We start from the raw sequence: 19,514 nt of genomic DNA on the forward strand, positions 1-19,514 counted from the left end.
ATTTATATAATTGGAAGGAGAAGTAAGTAAATGACAAATCAAACACAGGATTATATTACTTTAAAGCCAATTGCAGAACGCTTTAAAGAAGTAGCTATGAGTATTTCAGATGACGAAATTAAAGCAATTATTAAAGAAGAATTAAGAGAACAGATTCGTAATCAGGTTAATTTTGGTTCTACTATTGGTCAGTGGGTAGATGATATGTTAGAAGATGATGAATCGTGGGTAGAATTAGTTGTTGATTGTATGAAGACAAGCATTAAGAATAAATTCAAATAAATCGGGGATTTTATTTATAAATATGGAGGATATTATGGAGCTGTCGCAAGAAGAAAAAGATAAATTATATGAGTTGATAGACAAACTAAATCCATGTGTTGCAATAGCTTCAAAAGAAACTATTGAACGATTTAAAGAGTGGACTGAAGAACAGGTAAAAGTTTTTGAAATTCCAGATAATGATAAATTTTTATGCGAAGACAAGATCTATTTGATACCTGTTGAACAATCAAATAAACCAATAAGAGTATTTATAGAAGGAGAATAAGTTGAAGAAAATTATATGTGATTATTGTAATAAAGAATCAGATAATACGACTGAATATGTTTTACCAGATTATGTTACTTATGAAGCAAAGGACTTAAAAGGAAATATACTATACAAATTTGCGAGTAGTAATGAGATGCATAATGTAACAAAAGATGTTTGTCCAAATTGTGCAAAGAAGATTATCGGATTATTACAATTAGTTCCTAGAGTGAATTTTGAAGAAGAAAATAAAATAGAAACTATGTCAATTAAATGGTAATGAAACAAAAGTTTTCTTGGCATAATCGGAGGATATTTTATAAATTTAGTTATTTATAATAAGAAAAATAGAAATGCTATTTGTGCATATGACAATTGCTATTCTATTCCTCAAAGGCATAACACAATTGTCATTGGAGAAGAAATGTATGAAGTAGTTGCTGATCCATGCTTCTCTTTTGAAAAGAACAAGGTGTGGATACTTGTACAAAAAGTGTAAATAGAAATTTTATTCAATGGTAGAAATGAGGTGTCGTTATTTTAAATCGAGAAGAATTATTAAATAAAGTTAGATATTGTACACCACAACTAGGATGGGACAAAAAATATCCCGATTTATTTGGCAAATATGGGATAACAGTATGTGGAATATGTGATGGATGGTGTTGGTTAGAAGAAGGAAATATTACGGATTATGCAAGAGAACATGGTCATTTACCATTAACGGATGCTACTGATATTGAGTTACTAGAAATGTGGGCAATTGCAGATAATTATTGGTTACATAAATATCAAGAATGGCTAAAACGTTCAGAAGAAAAATCTTCTAAATTGGATAGATTTATCGGAGAATGTGAAATGAAATACTTTGGTTATGATGAAGATGGTTATACAGATAAGACTATAGATAGGATTTTTAAATCTATACTTGAAATTTTGGAATGCAGATAGAAAATCCATTTTATTTTTATTTGGAAAGGAGAATAAATGAGTAAAGAGGTAACATTTGATATAAAAGTTACAATGAACGAACGATGGGTAGATGATTTCTGTTCCATGCTTAATTGGATGCAAAGTTGTGGTAATTTAGGGCATTCATCTATCGTTGGGTTTTATTCGGACGGAGATGGTGATTTTAGACCAAAATTTGAAATAGATAGGGAATATGAAAAGAAAAATGGTTTTTGGAGAAAAGATTATAAACAGAGCGATCGTTTTCCGAAACCCGAAGTGATTTTTGATGCAGGATAAAAGCACGATTCAATTCGGATAAAAAGAGGTGATTCAGGATAAGTAAACGACAAGATACGATTTCTCTTGAAAACTCATTAATAAATCAGACGAGAGAAAAGAGGATATATGGTTGTGAAGAGATTACAATCGGTTTTTACAATAACGGTCATGGCAATGAGATTGTTGATTTCATGACTATGGATTCTAAAGGAATTATCAGGTGCTATGAACTAAAGGTGACACTACAAGATTTAAAATCTAATGCCAAGAAATCTTGGTATGGACATTATAATTATCTGGTCGTTGGAAGAGAATTATATAATCAGGTATCAGATTGGAGCAAGTACATACCAGAGCATATAGGCATCGTTGTTGGTTATAGTCTTGAAAGTAAACGAAAAGCACAAAAATGTGAAGTGACTACTGAAACAGAAATTATGTTGAAAGAAAGCATGATACGAAGTATGTATCATAAAATGCAGAAATATAAAGATGCTCAGAGTTTGGATAAGCAGAAACAATTACAATCCAGAATCAGAAGATTAGAACGTGAAAGAGATAGCGCTTATGACAGAGCGTTGAAAGCAGAAATGATTGTTTTTGATTATGAAACCTATAAATCTTACAATGATGGTGTAGACATTAATCTGGCATCTATGGCAAAAGAAGAGAAGGAAAAATTCAAAGAGAATAAGAGAAAACACAGATGAAAGTTTCGATTCATGGTATTAGAGAAAGGAGAATATATGTTTAAGAAGATTTTACAAGAGATTGGCGAACTAAGAAAACAGATTGATGGTTTATATGATGCTATTACTAAGCGTTCATACATACTAAAACATTATGAAGAAGAAATTGATAGTTTAAGAAAAAGTTTAAATGTGCAGACCGAATTAAATCGACAACTTATAACAGGCGCATTTGAAAATAATCAGAGAATAACCAGATTGAAGTTGCTGTATTTGTTCCATATAGAGGAACTCCTTATGTATTTAAAGATGGTAAGAAAGTAAGCACAGATCATATGACAAGTTTTAATATTGATTGGGCTTATGATAGAAAAACGGAAGTTACTGTTAGAAGCGAATAAATTCTTATTTCATTTGGATAATTTTGGAGAATATATAAATGACAGACAATGAAAAGATATATATTTATTATATAACAAAAACAGAATTGTATGATAGAACGCTTACAACTATGCGAAGTCCATATGATAACACAGAAGCATTTATTACAGATAAGTTTTCAAGGAGATTATCTAATAAATACGCAATAATATTATCACAAAAATTGCATATTGGACGCATAAAGAAAACAATTCATCCGAGTCTATTACATATGTCTGCTCAATGGTTTATAGATGTGTTTAATAATTTATGCGAGAACAATGAGTTAGATTTTATTGAAAAGTATTTGGAGAATATGTAGGTGGAGGTGATACTAATAGAGTTCAAAACAAGCAAAAGATTAGATAAATGGGTAGAAAATCATAGGAAACAAGGTTGTGTGTCTCATGCAACAGCAGGTGAGCAGTTTGTATATGAGTTTATTCCGAGTGGAATAGTAGAATGTCAGACAGTTAAGTGCTTATGTTGTGGAGATAAATTTACAGATTATGTAGATTAAATAAAGATTAAAGGAGAATAAGATTATGGGACTTGGTTGTAAAGAAATAGGAAAATTTCAGAGCATTATGCGTAAGATGGAGAACCAGTTAGAAGCAGAAAGAAAGGCTGCAAAAGAGAAGAAGGAAAGCAAGAAGGGAGGTAAGAGATAATGAAGTTAGCAGATACAGTTGAAATGATGAACAGTTCTGATTACAAGGAAAGATTTAAGGCAGAATATGCACAGTTAGTAATCAGATATTATGGATTAAGAAATATGTTAGAAAAGTGGGATAATGGAACTTTAGAGTTTGAACCTACTTGTCCTCGTAGCACTTATAACTTGCAGATTAAAGCAATGACTGATTATATTGCAGTTCTTGAAGCAAGAGCAGTTATGGAGAATGTAGATTTAGAGGATGTGATTATTTAATGAAGTTATTCTTCCAAAACAGTAGATGTGAAGAAAGAGTAATTGCTGAACCTTCAAACAGAGAAGAAGTAAATAAGGAAATCAATAAATTCCTAGATGACCATAATTTCAAAAGTTACTATACAAGAGTTTGGGAAGAGAATGGTCGATTAATATTTGATGTTGGATCACATACGGAATTCTTCATATTAGAAGGAATGAGTTTTGAAGAGTGGTCAAATGGTAAATAATCTTCAAGCAGACTTGGCGGTCTGATTGGAGAAGTAATAAATAGAAACATACATATACAAACAAATTCGTAGAATTCCATTTTAGAAAAACAGAATATGTATTGATTCGTGGGTTGGTTCATGGCTTACCCTTGGGAGAGTTTACCCTTAAAGTAGTCATTTCATTGATAAATTTTTATATAGAGTTACTTCTATGTTCCAGTCTGAAAGGGCTGTTTATCATAAGGTTTTAGTTAGTTATTTATTAAATTTTTTATAATATAAGGAGGTTTCAAATTTAATGGTATTTGAAATGATTGGAAAGATTAGTCTCGGAAAAGAGACAGAGAAGTTTAAACCTTACTCAGAGCATACATATGATTCTGGTTGGGTAAAGAGAAAGATTATGTTTAATGCAATTTGTGGTGATAACAGGCATTTACTTACTGTTGATACCGGTTCTTTTGCAGATGGACATGGTGATGTTTACACATTCAGTAAGGGTTCAGTCGATGATAGCGGTAATAAGGTGAAAGGTGAATCTTTAAAGATTCCATTTAAGGATAGACTTACATCTCCAAAACTTGCAGAAGTGGCAGAGTTTAAGAAATTTATCTTTGATTTAGAGAAACCTAACAGACGATATAAGTTGGAAAAGGCTGCTGAAAAAGTTAAGGAAGGTACAAGCCTTACTGATGAGGAATTGAAAGAACTTGGCATTGAGAGTGAAGCAGATATCAATGATGCACTTGATAAGAGTAATAAGAAGCGTCATGAATTTATTTCAGAATGGGATTTTGCTGAGTTCATCAAGAAAGTAATTGACAGTGGAAAGTATTCAGATAAGAAGTTTTATATTAAGGGCAATGCCAATTACTCATATTCTGACAATAAGAAACAGGTATATGAATCATATGTTCCACAGAGAATTTATCTTGCGGATGATGATGCAGATGAATATTCAACAGGCACTATTAAGATGATTTTTAACACAGATAGTCTTGATGATATGAGCGTAGAAGAAAAGGGTAAGTATTATGTAAATGGTTATATGTTCGAGTATGACAATAATCGTAAGAGTAATATTCCTGTTCCCGTTACATTAACAATTCCTGTAGCTGCTGATGATGCTGATGATAAGACTAAGAAAAAGGTAGAAGCTATTAAGCATAAGTTCATGGTAGATGATGATACATATAAGGAACTTGGTGTAGAAGTTAATATGCTCAATGGCGCACAGAAAGTAGAAATTACTGATGATATGCTTACTGACGAGCAGAAAGAAGATTTAGATTGTGGACTTATTACTCTTGATGACATTCGTGCTGACTTAGGCGGCTCTGTATATGGTGATAGAGTCCAGGAATATCAGTTCAAAAAGATTGCAAGAGGATATAGTCGTGGGCGAGTTGATACGGTCTATACGGATGACGATATGACAATCAAGCCTATCGAAGAAGAGCTTCCTGAAGATACAGAAGATTTATTTGATGACGAAGAACTGTAAATAGATTGGGCGAAAGCCCTTTCTATTTGACAAATATGATTGAAGAAAAGGAGATATTTAATGGCATTTCAGAAACCACAGATTAACACTATTAAACCAGACATTAAAAACTTATCAATTTACCTTCGTTCTACCAAGAAATTTGGTAAAACAACTTTATTCCGTGATGCAATTCTTGCAAAATATGGTGATCCATCAAGGGGATTACTTGTAGGATGTGGAAACGAGATTGGTTATAAGATTCTTGATAACTTAAATACAACACAGGTTACTACATATAAAGACTTAATTGAGTTGAGAGACTGGCTTATCAACGAAAAGGGCAAGGAACACAATATTGAAATTGTAGCTTTTGACACTGGCGATGAACTTGCACTAATTGCTGATAAAGAGACAATTCGATTAAGTAATATTGAAAATCCAAACAAGAAGATTAAGTCAATTAAGGCTGCTTTTGGTGGATATACAGCAGGAGAAAAATATTCAGCAAACGATATTATCAAACCTTATATGACTTCGTTACAGAATGCCGGATTTGGAGTATGGGTAATCGCTCATACAAAATTTAAGACAATCAAGGAAAAGGGTGGTCTTGAAGAAGATGGATATATGCAGTTGACATCCAATATGGGAGCAGATTATGAAGCGGCTTTTGGAGATATTTTTGACGTTACTCTTACTGGTGTTATCGACCGTGACGTAGAAGAGAAGGGTGAAGGCGACAAGAAAAAGAGATATGCAACTGATACGGTAAGAAAACTGTATTTTAGAGAAACCCCTTTAATTGACGCTGGTGGCAGATTTGCTTACGGTGCTGTTCCTGAGTATATGATTTTTGATAAAGAAGATATGGGAGCAGAATTTATTCGTGTAATCGAAGAGGGAATGGAGAAGTCTAAAAAGACATTGGGTAAAAAATCACCTACTCCCAAAGTAGAAAAGAAGCCCGAACCAGTCAAGGAAGATATCAATGATGATATCGAGGACGAAATTGATAATATCGACCCCGTAGATGAATCACCTGTCGCTGAAACATCTAACTATCCCGATGATTTAATCGGTACAATTAGAACAATGTTTAAGGATTGTGAAGACAAGGATCTCAAAGCCGAAGTAAAAGAACTTATTGCAAAACATGGAAAGTTAAATGATTGTGATGAGGATGCTTTGAAGGAAATTTATGATAAGTTGAAGTAATTTCAATTATTAAAATACGGTCAAAGTGGTCTTGTGACCACTTTGGCTATTATGAAGGAGATGTCAATGGGACGTAAAGCAAAGTGTAAATATTGTGGCAAGAGCATTGACACAGATAATGCATTTAAGGTAATTGTTGGAAAAACAAATCGTTATTATTGCAATGAGAACGAATATAACATAATACATAAAACACAACAAGTTAAAGATGATACATTTAATTTGGTTCATGATATTTTTGGTCGTAAAGTTACAAATACAATCTTATATAAGGAAATAAATGAATTATCTATTATATATGAATATGAAAAAATAGGTGCGTATTTAAATGAAAACAAAAATTACTTAACAAATCTTATGCAGAATAAATCATTTCAGAGTGAGTATGCACAAATAAGATATTTTGCAGCAATACTAAAAAATAGTTTAGCTGATTTTCATTATGAAAAAAAAGAGAAGATAAATAAAGAGGTTGAAGTGGATATTCCTTTATGTAATTTCAAAAGGAAACCAAGTAAAAAAACTTTATTAGAATATGAACAGGAAGTTGGTGAGGAAGTATAGATTTTATTTCAGGTGTTACAGAAAAATATCCAAAAGAGCTATTAAAAGGAAGAATAGAAATAGAGGGCAATGTAATAAGTTGTATTTTCAAGGATATGCTTCTTTTAGATGATTTGGATTTGAAAAAGGAAGATTTTATTACTAATGATGGTCGATTCTATTTTGGTATGCTTACTCAGCTTCGCAAAAAGGGGTTCTATTCCTTAGACGAAGTTACAATCCTGTCAAATATGAATGATGAAGTTATTGAGAGATATGAAGCTTGTGGTGGATGGGAGAGTATTCAGCATCAGATTGATATTATTAACGATAAGAATTTTGATACTTATATAGATATTTTATATCGTGAAAATATTATGTTACATATGGTTGATGATGGAATTGACTTACTTCATGCAGTAGATGTTAATGGTAAAAAAGTTGTTCTCTTAAAATTATTTAGGAAAATGGACGCCGACTCTGTTCAAGATTGGTGGGATGCAAGAATTACTTCTTATGGTACAGGATATAGTTCAAAAGTGCTTGAAGAAGAGGAAATAGATTTTGATGATGAATTTATTGATAACTGTAAAGAAGGTCTTGAAAATGGAGTTCCATTTGATATTGCTGGATATGACATAAATGGTGAAGAGATGAATTGTTTTCCATTTTTGTCAAGACAAATAAATGGAATTTTAGAAGGAACAACTACTATGATGGGTGGTTATAGTAGTGCTGGTAAATCTACTTGGTGGATTACTGTTTTAATGTCACTGTTATATTACGATAGAAAAATTCTTATTATTTCAAATGAGGAAAATATTAAAAAGTTTAAAATCAAGTTTATGGTTTGGTTGCTTGGTAAACGCAATAGATACTTTAAATTAACAAAGAAAAAAATGACATCAGGAGATATAAGCACTGAAAGCAGAAAGCAATTAACTGATGTTCAAAAATATTGGAGAGAGAATTATAAAGGAAGAGTAAAATTTATTGCAATTGCCGATGCAGATATGAGTCTTGTTAAGAAGAAAATTCGTGAGAATGTTCTTAGATATGGATACGATACTGTTCTTTATGACACATTCAAAATTCAAGGTGGTGATATATCTTCAGCAAGACAAGATTTGTCCCTTGTAAGAGATAGCAGAGAACTTGATAAACTGGCAAAAAAATACAATATTATCATGCTTGCTTCAGTGCAGTTGGCAGAATATACAAAAGGAAAATTATTCCTAGATGCTAGTATATTAAGTAATGCTAAACAAATCAAAGAACAACTTGAAAATTTATTTTTAATGAGAACTGTTTATACTGAAGAACTTGATGAAAAAAGTAAGTATTATTGTCATCCATTCAGATTAAAAAAGGTTAATGATAAATGGATAGAAGAAGAATATAAGCCAGATACAAGTGCAGTATGGAGAATGGTATTCACTGAGAAATGTAGAACAGGCGCAAACTCAAGTGATAATGGCTGTGCTTACCTTTTAAAATATGATGGAGATCATTGCATTTTCAGAGAAACATGCCAGTGCCGACCTAAACACGGAGAGATAAGATAATGAAGAGAGGTAATGGATTTAAAGATTTAACTGGACAACGTTTTGGAAGATTAGTTGCACTTCATGTTGATGAAGAACTTAGTTATCCTAAACATATCTTTTGGTATTGTGAATGTGATTGTGGTAATCATGTATCTATTGCAAGAGCACAATTAACTTCTGGAAAAACACAATCATGTGGATGTCTGCAAAAAGAATATGCTAAAACTTGTCCAACTATGATAATGAAAACAGAAAATAAATATATAGAGCATGAAAATTATATGGAATGTATTTTAAGTAATGGTCAATCAACATATTTTGATAAAAATGATTATGACATAATTAAAAAATATAGTTGGTTTGGAAATGCTGGTTATGCATACACAATTATAGACGATGATAAAATTGTTCCAATGCACTATGTTTTATTTAATGATTACTTTTATGACCATGTTGATAGAGATAAATTAAATAATAGAAGAAATAATCTTAGAAAATGTAATTATAGTCAGAATAACCAGAATCATACAAAACGGAAAGACAATACATCAGGAATTACTGGCGTAACATTTCATAAAAGAAGTTCTTCTTGGGAAGCAAGGATAAATGTAGACAATAAGAGAATAACTTTATATCATGGTGATTCATTTGAAGAAGCAACAATAGCAAGATTACAGGCAGAGAAGAAATATTATGGTGAGTTCGCTCCTCAAAAACATTTATATGAGCAATATGGAATTGTATGAAATACGATGAATTATAAGATTGGTGGTGAGAATTATTGTTAAAAGAAATTAAAAAAGAGTTGCTTGATAATCCTGAAAAACTAGAAGAGTTATTGGAGTATTTTAATTTCTACAATATTCATATCCATCAATCTTATATTTCGTTTGGTAGAGCAATAGATTCTTCAAAAAAATCTATTGCTATTCGATTAGAAAAGAATGATTATCTATATGTTTCAGATTATGCCAGAAACATAAATCAAGATTTATTTACATATATAAGCGAACAGCGTTTAGTTGATTTTAAAGATATTATATCTGTTGTTCGAAAAATTTTAAAAATTGATGACTTTAGTATATTTAGAGAGCCACAAGGAATATTTGGTGGTTTCTATGAAAAAATTAGAAAGAAAAATGAATATACATGTCGTACATATGATGAATCTATATTGAATAAATACGTTGCTTTGGCAAATATGAGATTTATTAGAGATAACATTACTATTGATGCACAACAATTTTTTAATATCAGATATGATGTTGAATCGCAAGGAATTGTAATCCCTATTTATAACCAAGTTGGGGAACTTATGGGCGTGAAGGTTAGATGTAATTATGATGTGGGAGATGGAGAAATGAAATATTATTATCTGATTCCATGCCAAATGTCACAGACTTTATATGGATATTCTCAAAATTATAACTATCTTGTAAATAATGTAATCTATATTTTCGAGTCTGAGAAATCAATTATGCAATGTTATTCATATGGAATAAGAAACTGCGTCGCACTTGGTAGTGGTTCTATTAGTAGAAAACAAGTACAAATGTTGCTTGAGTTGAATCCAAAGAAAATTATTTTCATGCATGATACAGGATATGATTTAGAGAATATATTAAGGAATATAAATATGGTAAAAAGTTATTCCAGATTTTCAGAAGTAGAACTAGGATATTGGGATTATTTTGACAGACTATATGATGATAAACTTTCGCCATCTGATTCAGGAAGAGAAGAACTTTTAAGAATTATGGACGGTGAAATTAAGATGATAGGAGATGATGAGGACGAAGAAGAATTATGAGATTTTAGCAGATTGTAGGGGAATGTACGAGCAAGAGATTATAGATATAATCCTAGAAAATCGTGGAATTAAAGACGTTGAACACTTTTTAAATCCAAGAGAAGATGACTTATTGCCGACAATGAAGTATATGGCAGATGCGGCAAAAATTATTGAAAACGGGTTAGATAAAGATAGACGGTTTGGTATTTTCTTCGATACAGACACAGATGGTGTTACTGCCGGTGCGATTATGACAAGATATTTGCGCAATTATACTGAACGAGTTTCTTCCTATATAAATAAAGGTAAAGCTCATGGACTGATTGGACAAGATATTGCTCGATTTGAAAATGTAGATGTTCTTATCATTGTGGACAGTTTAGATAAAGATACGAGTGTATATGAAGAACTTGTGAAACAAGGGAAGCAGACGATCATATTAGATCACCATAAGATAGAGACTAATTATGACGGTTTAGTTACTCTTATCAGTTCTCAGAGATATTATAACAATCCTTGTCTGTCGGGTGCAGGAGTTGTATGGAAATTTTGCAAATATTTAGACGAGTATTTTTTGAATGACTATGCAGATGATTTGGTTGATTTAGCAGCTTGTGGAATCTTAGCCGACGTTTGCGATGTATCAGAATCGTCTACAGAAAATAGATACATAGTAAATAAGGGATTGGATAATTTAAAAAATCCGGCTATTAAGAAAATTCTCGGTAGTTATGAGTTTAATAGTAAAGCGGTGTTATTCAGTGTTGCTCCGCTTATCAATGCGTGTTGTCGTATTGGTCGGAATGAATCTGTAATGAATTTATTCTTGGCAGATGATAACAAAGAAGTATTGAAATATAAAAAAGAAGTTACTGAGTGTAAAGATATTCAGTCGGAAGAAGTAGATAGAGTTTTGCCTAACTTGAAAGAGCAATTGGATTCACAGAACAATGCCAATGTATTATATGGCATTATTGACTCTGAATATGGAATCTCTGGATTACTTGGCAATAAATGCTTGGAGTTATATAACAAACCATTATTTATCTTAATGGATAAGGGTGAAAATTATTTCGGATCAATGCGATCTGTTGGATATGGCGACTTTATGAAATTATGTAATGAGACTGGACTAGCTGAATTACATGGGCATGAAGAAGCAAGTGGTATTGAAATTAAGAAAGAAAACTTTGAGAAATTTATCAACACGGTTAATAAGAAATTATCCAATCTGGAACAGACAACTTCTTTTACGCAGAACGTGGATTGCTTAATTGGTCTTGAAGATTTGACAAGGACATTAGTAGATAAGGTAAAAGCAATCAATAAGGTTAGTGGAGAAGGATTTAAGCCACTTATTTTTAAAGTAGTTGATATTGATGAGTACGGGATTGGAAGTTTCAAACAAGGAAAACACCTGGTAATTACTCCGTCAGACAATATCCAGTTAATTGAATGGAATACAAGTGCTAACTATGAGGAATTAGAAGATGATGCGCTAATGAATATTCCGCTCGAAGTTGTGGGCGAATTAGATTCAGGATTTTTTGCGAGAAAATTTATGTTGAAAGTAATTTGCAATGAGATAAAGGTGGTGAGTTAATGTCAAATTATGTATGTTATCACTTACATACAGAAAATTCTTTATTAGATAGTTGTACAAATCATAAATTATATACAGATAAAGCAGCAGAATTGGGACAAAAGGCTATTTGCTTTTCTGAGCATGGAAATATCTATAATTGGATTGAAAAGAAAATGTATGCAAATAGTAAAGGATTAAAATATTTGCATGGATGTGAGGTATATTTAACTGAAGAATTGTTTCACTATCCTGAAATTTCTGATGAATGGTATGAAGCTCATTTGGGTTGCGACCCAGAAGAAACACAAAAAGAATTAGCAGAAATGCTTGAAGATGGCAAATATAAGGTTAGAGATAATTATCATACAATTCTCATAGCTAAGAATTATGAGGGGTTCAAGGAGCTAAATTTGCTTATTGATAAATCTACTCAACCAGATCACTTTTACTATAAACCACGAATTACTTTTAACGAATTTTTTGCCATTTCAGATAACATTATAAAAATTAGTGCGTGTTTGGCATCGCCGTTAAGTAGATATCCTTCATCTGAAGGAGCAGATAGAAATATTTATGACAAGCTTTTGAGAAAATATGATTATTATGAAATCCAGCCTCATATAAAATCATTAGACCAAATTAAGTATAATAAAATGCTTTATGAAGCTTCAAAGCAATATGGGAAACCATTAATTGCAGGTACAGATACACATAGTATTAATAAATATAAAGCAGAATGCAGAAGTATTTTACAGAAAGCAAAGAAAATTGCATATGCAGACGAAGATGAATTTGACCTTACATATAAATCATACAATGAATTGGTTGATATGTTTAAGCAACAAGGTTCTTTACCGATGGATGTTATTTTAGAAGCAATTGAAAATACCAATAAAGTAGCTGATATGGTAGAAGATTTTGAGTTAGATACATCATTTAAATATCCTGTGCTTTATGATAATGAAGAGGAAGTATTTAAAAAACGTATTAATGATATGTATAATGACAAGCTTCGAAAAGGTATTATTCAACCAGACCCACGATATAAGACAATGGTAAAAGAGGAAATGAGAGTATTTAAGAAAATCGGAATGGTTGGATTTATGCTATTTATGTCTGAGTTAGTTTGTTGGTGTTGGGATAATGACATTCCAATTGGATTCTGTCGTGGTTCTGTAGGTGGTAGTATGATTGCTTACCTTACAGATATTATTGACGTAAATCCGTTGGTATGGAATACAATTTTCTCTCGTTTTGCTAATGAAAGTAGAAAAGAGATTGGTGATATTGATTTAGATATAGCTCCGTCACAAAGACATCTTGTATATGAACATATTATCGAGGAATTTGGTTCTGATAAGACAGCATATGTATTAGCAATAGGAACAATTTCTGATAAAGGCACAATTGATGAAATTGGTAGAGCATTATCAGATATATGGTTAGAAGAACACAAGGGTCAAAAGGATAATCCATATTCATTAGATAACATCGCACGTATTAAAAAAGAATATGAAGAAAATCCAGAAGACACAAAGAAAAAATATCCAGATATATTTTATTACTTCGATGGTCTTGTAAATACTGCAATTTCACAATCAATGCATCCAGCAGGGATTATTGTAAGTCCTGTTACGTTGCCAGATAATTATGGGACATTTTGGAATGACGGAAAGAGAATACTAAGCATAAATATGGAAGAAATTCATGAGGTTTCACTTGTGAAATATGATTTACTTGGATTGAAAAATATTGAAATTATAAAAGATACTTGTGAGTTAGCACATATACCTTATCCAAAATCTTATACTGTTAATTGGAATGATGAAGATGTTTGGAAACATATTGCAGATAGTCCAGTTGGCATATTCCAGTTTGAGAGTAAGTTTGCTTATGATTCTATGAAAAAATTTAATTGTAGATGTGTAAATGACCTTTCGTTAGTTAATGCATCTATTCGTCCGTCAGGAGAATCTTATAGAGATAGATTGTTGGCTCATGAACCAAATAAAAATCCATCAGAGTTGATTGATAAATTACTGGAAGGTAATCATGGCTATTTAGTATTTCAGGAAGATGTAATTGCATTCCTACAAAATATATGTGGTTTAAGTGGTTCTGAAGCTGATAACGTCAGACGTGCTATTGGTCGAAAACAGATGGATAGACTTCAAGCAGCATTACCACAAATTCTTGAAGGATATTGTAGTAAATCTGACAAATCAAGGGAGCAAGCAGAAGAAGAAGCTAAAACCTTTTTACAAATTATTGAAGATAGCTCGAATTATATGTTTGGTTTTAATCATTCTACAGGATATTCGATGATAGGTTATATGTGTGGATATTTAAGATACTATTATCCAAAAGAATTTATCACAGCATATTTAAACAATGCTAATAGCGATGATGATATAGCAAATGGTACAAAACTTGCAGAAACTATGGGTATAAAAATATTTCCAGTTAGATTTAGGCATTCAACCGCAAAATATTCATGTGACGACTCTGGTATATATAAAGGAATAGAATCAATTAAGTTTTTGAATAGCAAAGTGGCAGATGAACTATATGAGTTGCGAAATAATACATTCAATACTTTTGTTGATCTACTTGTACAATTAAAAGAATTATCTATTAATAGCAGACAACTTGATATTTTAATAAAGTTAAATTTCTTTGAAGAATTTGGAGAAGTAAATCAATTATTAAAACAAGTAGAACTGTTTGATAAATTTTATGGTAAAAAACAATTTAAAAAAACTAAAATTCAAGAGATTGGTATAGATTGTAATATTGTTGAAAAGTATGCAGGTAAGGTTACAGAAAAAATGATTTCAAATATTGATTCTGTAGGGTTATTAGGATATTTAGTCAATAATACTACATATCCACAAACAACTCTTGCAGACCATTTTAAGTATGAAAAGGAATGTCTTGATCAAGTCATAACTATTGAACCTAAAGCAGATAAACGATTATATTATGTTTCTGATATCAAATGTACTAAATCAATTACAATAGTTTCTATTTATGAAATATTTAGCGGAAAGACAAGAGAAGTAAAAATGTGGACTAGCCAATATAGAAATAATCCATTTGATAATGGTAATATCCTTTACATTATTTCTCTTGAAAAGAAACATAAAAAAGAGCCAACTGATGAAATTAATGAAAAAACTGGTAAAAGAATATATCGTGACGTACCAGATAAATTTGAATATTGGTTAAAGTCTTTCACTATTAAAGAAGGTATTGAGGTAGGTGATGAATAATTAAATATTATTATACTGATAAACAATTAAAAGAACTTGTTGGTCATATGGTTATTTTACACACGACCAATGAACAAAAGAACCAACATATTTTGGATTATTTTGATAAAAAGGGAATCAAACATAAAGCAAAAGCACTAAAAACGGGTGATTATTCATTCATGATAGAGTCATGTCCTGAACTTGGATTTGTAAAAGATACATATTTTACGGACGAGTTATGTATCGAAAGAAAAAATTCTATTGATGAACTGGCGGGAAATATTAAAGAACACGATGAGAGATTCTTCAAAGAGCTGAATAGAATGATAAATATCAAAACATGTTATCTCTTAATAGAGAATAATAAGATAGATGACATCATTAACCATAATTACCAGTCTCAATACAATGAGCTTGCTTTTATTCGTAGACTGTTGGGCGTTCAGAAAATATCCAATTTCTATCTGAATTTTGTTCAGAGAGAAAACATGGGATTTATGATTTATGAGATTTGTTATAGTTCTTTGATGAATCAGATACTTAAATAGGAGAAAAGTAAATGTACACAACACAAATAGACCACATGGATTTACACCAAATAGCCAATAGTGGACAGTGCTTCAGATGGCAACAAATCAATGACAATACATATAAAATTCCTGCTTTCGGTAAAGAACTCACAATTTCACAAGACGGAAATACATTCATTCTGTCTTGTGATGAAAACGAGTGGAATAGTTTGTGGCGAAACTATTTTGATTTAGAAACAAACTATAACGAAGTAGAGAATATTATTATGAACACTAATGATGATTTTCTCAAAGTTGCATATGAGTTTGGAAGTGGAATAAGGATTCTTAGACAGGATTTGTGGGAAGTAATTATCAGTTTTATCATCAGTCAGAATAATAATATTCCGAGAATTAAACGGAGTATTAACAAGCTATGTGAGAATAATGGTGGTGAATTTCCAGATGCTCATAATTTACAAAATCTTAGTTTTATAGATTGTGGATTGGGATATAGAGATGAATATCTTAGAGCAATTGCAGAACAATGGTCTGATTGGGATAGACGCTATCCACCACAAAATTATGATGAGTGGAAGTTATTGTTAAAAGGATTTAAAGGTATCGGAGAAAAGGTATCAAATTGCATATGTTTATTTGGGTTGCATTATCTCGATGCCTTTCCGCAAGATGTTCATATTAAGAGAATCATTGATAGAGAATATGGCGGTGAATTACCTGAATGGGCGAATAGTAAGTATGCCGGTTTATTTCAACAGTACATTTTCTACTATGAATTAAATCATAAGCATATAGATTAGGACTTTCATAGGCGTTTTAAGAAAGGAGAAAATATGATAGATTGTGATGATTACTTTGGTGGATTAACACGAGAAGAATACGAGAAAGAGACAGCAGAACATTTTAAGTTTATAGACCATATTTGCAAATGTGATTACGACAAGGCTTTTGCTTTAATTGACAAATATAAAGACAATCTATTTGCATCCGAATTTGTTTCTAATGAAGAAGCAGAAATGCTTTATTATACAATTCTTGATTGGAAAGAAAAATCTGAAATGTATGATGATTTGTGTGATTAAAAGGAGAAATAATATATGAAATTCATATTAAACGGTTGTGACATAATAAGAAAAGTGAATGATGATGTGAATTGTAAGACTATGGAAGGAGAGAATAAATGATTAAAACAAAAATTGTAGAAACAACAGAAAAATATGATAAAGATGGAAAGTTAGTAGAGAAAATTACAAGAGAGGAAACTACAGAAGATGATGAAACAAGATTCCCTACAACTCCATTGCCATATGAGCCGTATAATCCAAATCATGTTTGGTACAAAAATGAGCCATATTGTACTGTAACGTCTACTAATCTAGTTGATAATAGTTATGACAGATCTAGAAATCAATAGTAATAAAACGCTCGATTTATTGGCAAAATTGATTACCATTTACTAATAAATTAGATGGCTGTAAACCGCAACCTCTATCTGGTTGAATAAATCTTCCAGAGTGCCTTTGAGGGATAAGGAATTATTCCTTTCCCTCTAATGACTGGACGTGGTCTTTCAAAATTTTTACTACATAATTATTGAAAGAACGGTCTTCTTGCTTTGCAAGTGATTCAAGTTTTGCTTTTAAGTCTTTTTCAAGACTGATAATGGTTCGTGTCTTATCTTCTGATACTGCCATATGAACACCTCCGTTATAGATAATATATCACAATGCCACGATGATGTCAATAGGATAATAAAGTGATAACACTTTGATATTGACATGATGATATAAAAGTGATAACATAGTGATAAAGAAAGAGAGGTGTGTTGTATGAAGATAAATAGAGCAGAACAACAATTTATTAGAAAAAATCATCCATTATATGAGATTGTGGACAAGCATTGTTTGTATTCAAAGAACGTATATAACCAAGCAAATTATCTTACAAGACAAGCTTTCATAAAAGATAATGAAATTTTAACAGCATTTGATGTTCAAAAACTTATGCAAGATATGGATTGTTATAAAGAATGCGGATCACAAGCAGCACAGAAAACAATACAACTTGTCGGTAAGATGTGGAAATCATTTTTTAAAGCAAATAAAGACTATCAAAAACATCCAGAAAAGTATCTTGGTAGACCTAAGTTACCTGGTTATTTACCTAAAGATGGAAGACAAGTGTTTATGTTGAAGAACACACAATGCTCGTTAAAAGATAGTTTATTTAGGATATCTTATAAACCATTTAATCAATATACTGTAAGAACTCATGCAAAAGGTAGACTAATTCAATGTAGGTTCGTTCCAAAAGGAGAATATTATATTATGGAGATTGTTTATGAAATCGAAGTGCCTGACTGTGATGAGCAGATAAACAGAATTTGTAGTGTAGATTTAGGTGTCGAGAATTTCATAACAGTTGTAAATAATTTTGGTGAGCAACCATTTATTATCAAAGGTGGTGAGATTAAATCAGTTAATCAGTATTTTAATAAGAATAAAGCAGAGCTTCAATCTGATTTGAAGAAGAAAACTGGAAAGGATTGGAGTAATCGTTTAGAGAAATTAACCAATAAGAGATATGAGAAAATTAAATATCTCATGCACTGTATCAGTAAACAGTTGGTTGATTATTGTGTACTTCATAATGTTGACACACTCATAATTGGTCTGAATAAGAAATGGAAACAAGAAAATGGTGGTAAACAGAATTTTACCTATATTCCATACGATTTATTTATCAATCAAGTAAAGAGTAAGTGCGAACAGAATGGTATTAAGTGTATTGAAACAGAAGAAGGATATACAAGCGGAACATCATTTTTAGATAACGAAGAACCTATAAAAGAAAACTACGATAAAAAGAGAAGAGTATATAGAGGGTTATTTGTTAGTAAGAGTGGTAAAACAATCAATGCTGATGTTAATGGTGCATATCAAATTATGAAAAAGGTAGTTCCTGATGCTTTTAGCGAGGGAATAGAGGGTGTTGGTTTACATCCAGTGAGATTTAGTATCTCATAAAGGCAAAAATACATTAAAATTGCCAATAAATCAAGTCTTTTATCGGAGGTATATAAATGAAATTAAGTAGAATTATTAGTAGATTCTTTAATAAAGACGAATTTTGTTATCCTAAAGATTTCTTTTGGATTAACAAAGATAGTGTAAAGGAATATTGGAACAATACTAAGATTTTATCAGTTGTCGCATTGATAATATATTTTGTATTAGCGACATTTGCTTTTGTTGGGTATTATTTATTGTTACCTTTAAGATTATTACACGAGTGGTGCGAAGAATGGTGTTATAACTAGCCATTGATTCACGGTTTCATATGGGGAGGGTATATGGATAAAAGTGTAGTAATTTTAGTAGCTTATGTTGTTATAGCAAGTATTCATTTTATTTGCGAATACAAAAGTATAAAAAAAGAATGTGATTATAGACATAAACCTAAATTAGACTATTGCTTCATTAGAGCAATATTTTTCCCAATAACATGGATTAGATTGATGTTAGAGTATACAAAAGCAAATTAAA

28 protein-coding genes are annotated in these 19,514 nt (G+C 31.3%); 27 read left to right on the forward strand and 1 reads right to left on the reverse strand.

Going from position 1 to position 19,514, the window contains the following annotated elements; all coding sequences use genetic code 11:
* Nucleotides 1-30: 30 nt before the first annotated feature.
* From ACQRD1_RS06210 to ACQRD1_RS06325, 24 genes are all read left to right on the forward strand, one after another.
* The gene (locus tag ACQRD1_RS06210; RefSeq protein ID WP_427787140.1) at nucleotides 31-282 is read left to right on the forward strand and encodes a hypothetical protein; all 252 of its coding nucleotides are present in this window, start codon (nucleotides 31-33) and stop codon (nucleotides 280-282) included.
* Nucleotides 283-316: 34 nt separating this feature from the next.
* Nucleotides 317-550, forward strand: a complete 234-nt coding sequence (locus ACQRD1_RS06215) for a hypothetical protein (RefSeq protein WP_427787141.1) — start codon at nucleotides 317-319, stop codon at nucleotides 548-550.
* A gap of 1 nt (nucleotide 551) precedes the next feature.
* Entirely contained in the window at nucleotides 552-812 is a 261-nt protein-coding gene (locus ACQRD1_RS06220) for a hypothetical protein (RefSeq protein ID WP_427787142.1), read from the forward strand.
* A gap of 473 nt (nucleotides 813-1,285) precedes the next feature.
* Nucleotides 1,286-1,483, forward strand: coding sequence for a hypothetical protein (locus tag ACQRD1_RS06225; protein WP_427787143.1), 198 nt, complete (start codon nucleotides 1,286-1,288; stop codon nucleotides 1,481-1,483).
* Nucleotides 1,484-1,519: 36 nt separating this feature from the next.
* Complete coding sequence (locus ACQRD1_RS06230) at nucleotides 1,520-1,783, forward strand: hypothetical protein (RefSeq protein WP_427787144.1); 264 nt, start codon at nucleotides 1,520-1,522, stop codon at nucleotides 1,781-1,783.
* 173 nt (nucleotides 1,784-1,956) lie between these two features.
* Nucleotides 1,957-2,475 carry a hypothetical protein gene (locus ACQRD1_RS06235; protein WP_427787145.1) on the forward strand — a complete coding sequence of 173 codons (519 nt, stop codon included), beginning with the start codon at nucleotides 1,957-1,959 and terminating at the stop codon, nucleotides 2,473-2,475.
* A gap of 36 nt (nucleotides 2,476-2,511) precedes the next feature.
* Nucleotides 2,512-2,778: a hypothetical protein gene (locus tag ACQRD1_RS06240; protein ID WP_427787146.1), complete on the forward strand. Its 267-nt coding sequence runs from the start codon at nucleotides 2,512-2,514 to the stop codon at nucleotides 2,776-2,778.
* Nucleotides 2,779-2,893: 115 nt separating this feature from the next.
* The gene (locus ACQRD1_RS06245) at nucleotides 2,894-3,196 is read left to right on the forward strand and encodes a hypothetical protein (RefSeq protein WP_427787147.1); all 303 of its coding nucleotides are present in this window, start codon (nucleotides 2,894-2,896) and stop codon (nucleotides 3,194-3,196) included.
* Complete coding sequence (locus ACQRD1_RS06250; RefSeq protein ID WP_427787148.1) at nucleotides 3,197-3,394, forward strand: hypothetical protein; 198 nt, start codon at nucleotides 3,197-3,199, stop codon at nucleotides 3,392-3,394.
* Between the two features lie 25 nt (nucleotides 3,395-3,419).
* Nucleotides 3,420-3,545, forward strand: coding sequence for a hypothetical protein (locus ACQRD1_RS06255; RefSeq protein WP_427787149.1), 126 nt, complete (start codon nucleotides 3,420-3,422; stop codon nucleotides 3,543-3,545).
* Entirely contained in the window at nucleotides 3,545-3,805 is a 261-nt protein-coding gene (locus ACQRD1_RS06260) for a crAss001_48 related protein (RefSeq protein ID WP_427787150.1), read from the forward strand. The genes ACQRD1_RS06255 and ACQRD1_RS06260 overlap by 1 nt, the downstream gene beginning before the upstream one ends.
* Nucleotides 3,805-4,035, forward strand: a complete 231-nt coding sequence (locus tag ACQRD1_RS06265; RefSeq protein WP_427787151.1) for a hypothetical protein — start codon at nucleotides 3,805-3,807, stop codon at nucleotides 4,033-4,035. Before ACQRD1_RS06260 ends, ACQRD1_RS06265 begins: the two co-directional genes overlap by 1 nt.
* A gap of 280 nt (nucleotides 4,036-4,315) precedes the next feature.
* Nucleotides 4,316-5,521: a hypothetical protein gene (locus tag ACQRD1_RS06270; RefSeq protein WP_427787152.1), complete on the forward strand. Its 1,206-nt coding sequence runs from the start codon at nucleotides 4,316-4,318 to the stop codon at nucleotides 5,519-5,521.
* 60 nt (nucleotides 5,522-5,581) lie between these two features.
* On the forward strand, nucleotides 5,582-6,718 hold the full coding sequence (locus ACQRD1_RS06275) for an AAA family ATPase (protein WP_427787153.1): 1,137 nt from the start codon (nucleotides 5,582-5,584) through the stop codon (nucleotides 6,716-6,718).
* Nucleotides 6,719-6,784: 66 nt separating this feature from the next.
* On the forward strand, nucleotides 6,785-7,282 hold the full coding sequence (locus ACQRD1_RS06280; protein ID WP_427787154.1) for a hypothetical protein: 498 nt from the start codon (nucleotides 6,785-6,787) through the stop codon (nucleotides 7,280-7,282).
* 119 nt (nucleotides 7,283-7,401) lie between these two features.
* The gene (locus ACQRD1_RS06285) at nucleotides 7,402-8,826 is read left to right on the forward strand and encodes a hypothetical protein (RefSeq protein ID WP_427787155.1); all 1,425 of its coding nucleotides are present in this window, start codon (nucleotides 7,402-7,404) and stop codon (nucleotides 8,824-8,826) included.
* A complete protein-coding gene (locus ACQRD1_RS06290) occupies nucleotides 8,826-9,554 on the forward strand; it encodes a hypothetical protein (protein ID WP_427787156.1) in 729 nt (242 codons plus the stop codon). The genes ACQRD1_RS06285 and ACQRD1_RS06290 overlap by 1 nt, the downstream gene beginning before the upstream one ends.
* 35 nt (nucleotides 9,555-9,589) lie before the next feature.
* Nucleotides 9,590-10,618 carry a hypothetical protein gene (locus ACQRD1_RS06295; RefSeq protein WP_427787157.1) on the forward strand — a complete coding sequence of 343 codons (1,029 nt, stop codon included), beginning with the start codon at nucleotides 9,590-9,592 and terminating at the stop codon, nucleotides 10,616-10,618.
* Nucleotides 10,619-10,640: 22 nt separating this feature from the next.
* Nucleotides 10,641-12,203: a DHH family phosphoesterase gene (locus ACQRD1_RS06300; RefSeq protein ID WP_427787158.1), complete on the forward strand. Its 1,563-nt coding sequence runs from the start codon at nucleotides 10,641-10,643 to the stop codon at nucleotides 12,201-12,203.
* Nucleotides 12,203-15,457, forward strand: coding sequence for a PHP domain-containing protein (locus tag ACQRD1_RS06305; protein WP_427787159.1), 3,255 nt, complete (start codon nucleotides 12,203-12,205; stop codon nucleotides 15,455-15,457). The genes ACQRD1_RS06300 and ACQRD1_RS06305 overlap by 1 nt, the downstream gene beginning before the upstream one ends.
* 47 nt (nucleotides 15,458-15,504) lie before the next feature.
* Entirely contained in the window at nucleotides 15,505-15,987 is a 483-nt protein-coding gene (locus ACQRD1_RS06310; RefSeq protein ID WP_427787160.1) for an ERCC4 domain-containing protein, read from the forward strand.
* A gap of 11 nt (nucleotides 15,988-15,998) precedes the next feature.
* Complete coding sequence (locus ACQRD1_RS06315; RefSeq protein WP_427787161.1) at nucleotides 15,999-16,769, forward strand: DNA-3-methyladenine glycosylase family protein; 771 nt, start codon at nucleotides 15,999-16,001, stop codon at nucleotides 16,767-16,769.
* A 33-nt stretch (nucleotides 16,770-16,802) separates the two neighbouring features.
* A complete protein-coding gene (locus ACQRD1_RS06320) occupies nucleotides 16,803-17,051 on the forward strand; it encodes a hypothetical protein (RefSeq protein ID WP_427787162.1) in 249 nt (82 codons plus the stop codon).
* 98 nt (nucleotides 17,052-17,149) lie between these two features.
* Nucleotides 17,150-17,383, forward strand: a complete 234-nt coding sequence (locus ACQRD1_RS06325) for a hypothetical protein (RefSeq protein ID WP_427787163.1) — start codon at nucleotides 17,150-17,152, stop codon at nucleotides 17,381-17,383.
* A gap of 121 nt (nucleotides 17,384-17,504) precedes the next feature.
* On the opposite strand, the gene ACQRD1_RS06330 is transcribed toward ACQRD1_RS06325, so the two are convergent.
* Nucleotides 17,505-17,663, reverse strand: a complete 159-nt coding sequence (locus ACQRD1_RS06330; protein WP_427787164.1) for a hypothetical protein — start codon at nucleotides 17,661-17,663, stop codon at nucleotides 17,505-17,507.
* Between the two features lie 135 nt (nucleotides 17,664-17,798).
* Between ACQRD1_RS06330 and ACQRD1_RS06335 the strand changes: the two genes are divergently transcribed.
* The 3 genes from ACQRD1_RS06335 to ACQRD1_RS06345 are packed head-to-tail and all read left to right on the forward strand — an operon-like array spanning nucleotide 17,799 to nucleotide 19,513.
* Entirely contained in the window at nucleotides 17,799-18,995 is a 1,197-nt protein-coding gene (locus tag ACQRD1_RS06335) for an RNA-guided endonuclease InsQ/TnpB family protein (RefSeq protein WP_427787165.1), read from the forward strand.
* A gap of 56 nt (nucleotides 18,996-19,051) precedes the next feature.
* A complete protein-coding gene (locus ACQRD1_RS06340; protein WP_427787166.1) occupies nucleotides 19,052-19,288 on the forward strand; it encodes a hypothetical protein in 237 nt (78 codons plus the stop codon).
* Between the two features lie 33 nt (nucleotides 19,289-19,321).
* The gene (locus ACQRD1_RS06345) at nucleotides 19,322-19,513 is read left to right on the forward strand and encodes a hypothetical protein (protein WP_427787167.1); all 192 of its coding nucleotides are present in this window, start codon (nucleotides 19,322-19,324) and stop codon (nucleotides 19,511-19,513) included.
* Nucleotide 19,514 lies beyond the last annotated feature (1 nt).

This window comes from Bariatricus sp. SGI.019 (assembly GCF_050315235.1).
Taxonomy (GTDB): Bacteria; Bacillota; Clostridia; order Lachnospirales; family Lachnospiraceae; genus JAFBIX01.